We start from the raw sequence: 756 nt of genomic DNA on the forward strand, positions 1-756 counted from the left end.
TTGGTAGATAACAGGAACAACGGAGTCGGGGCAATACGGGCAAAATTTCATCTTTGTTGTGAAAAGAAAAAGTTTAACGATAGGGTACTGATAAGTAAGGCAGCACCATACAATGAACAATAAATCACCTTAGCGTGGGATTTTTTCCGTTTTCCAAGCGGACCCCTGATACCGTGGGAAATGACGACATTCCAGTGGATAGCGGGCATGGGCAAAGTTCAGGGGATTGTTGTTGGTCACCGAAAGTTTGCTGTAGACAGCGACAGGAAAAGACGGGAAGAAGAGCGACGGTATCAGCTGCGATGCCAGAAATTTGATGCATGGTCAGAAAAATGGATCACCGTCTACAGACTTAATAACTCCCGTTTGTGGACAGATGCCGCCATACGCCGCTGGCTTGGCGTACCCCTGCAGCAGGGCAAATATAAGGTTTTCTCTGTTGAAGTCGTCAGGATGGCGGAAACACGCCCGGACTTTCAGGCGTGGCGACAGATACGTATCGATAAAAAACGAACTATGGATAAATACTCAGAGATCCCCTCTCTCTGAATGCGAATAACCGGCTTGTTCTCAAGCGTCTGACCCCACTTTACATATGGGCCTGACGTGTGACTGAATCATGGAGAAAGTTTATGAGTATCGAAGCAAAGCAGTTTTTACCGGCAGCGGCAGAAGAGTGCTGACAGAGTATGGCAGGCAGGGAATGGGATCAGTTGATGGTGTCGGCTCTTCAACTGAACCGTACCGGGTTTCTTG

The 756-nt window shown here is 48.0% G+C and carries 1 protein-coding gene; it reads left to right on the plus strand.

All coding sequences use genetic code 11. The features are described 5' to 3' along the window. The first annotated feature begins 207 nt into the window (after positions 1 to 207). Positions 208 to 549, plus strand: coding sequence for a hypothetical protein (locus tag KOSB73_RS28170; protein WP_088168632.1), 342 nt, complete (start codon positions 208 to 210; stop codon positions 547 to 549). The last annotated feature ends 207 nt before the right edge of the window (positions 550 to 756 follow it).

It is taken from the genome of Klebsiella grimontii (genome assembly GCF_900200035.1).
GTDB lineage: Bacteria > Pseudomonadota > Gammaproteobacteria > Enterobacterales > Enterobacteriaceae > Klebsiella > Klebsiella grimontii.

Excerpts from the sequence above, each read along its gene's own strand:
- KOSB73_RS28170 (WP_088168632.1), top strand. The coding sequence starts at position 208 with ATGGGCAAAGTTCAGGGGATTGTTGTTGGTCACCGAAAGTTTGCTGTA.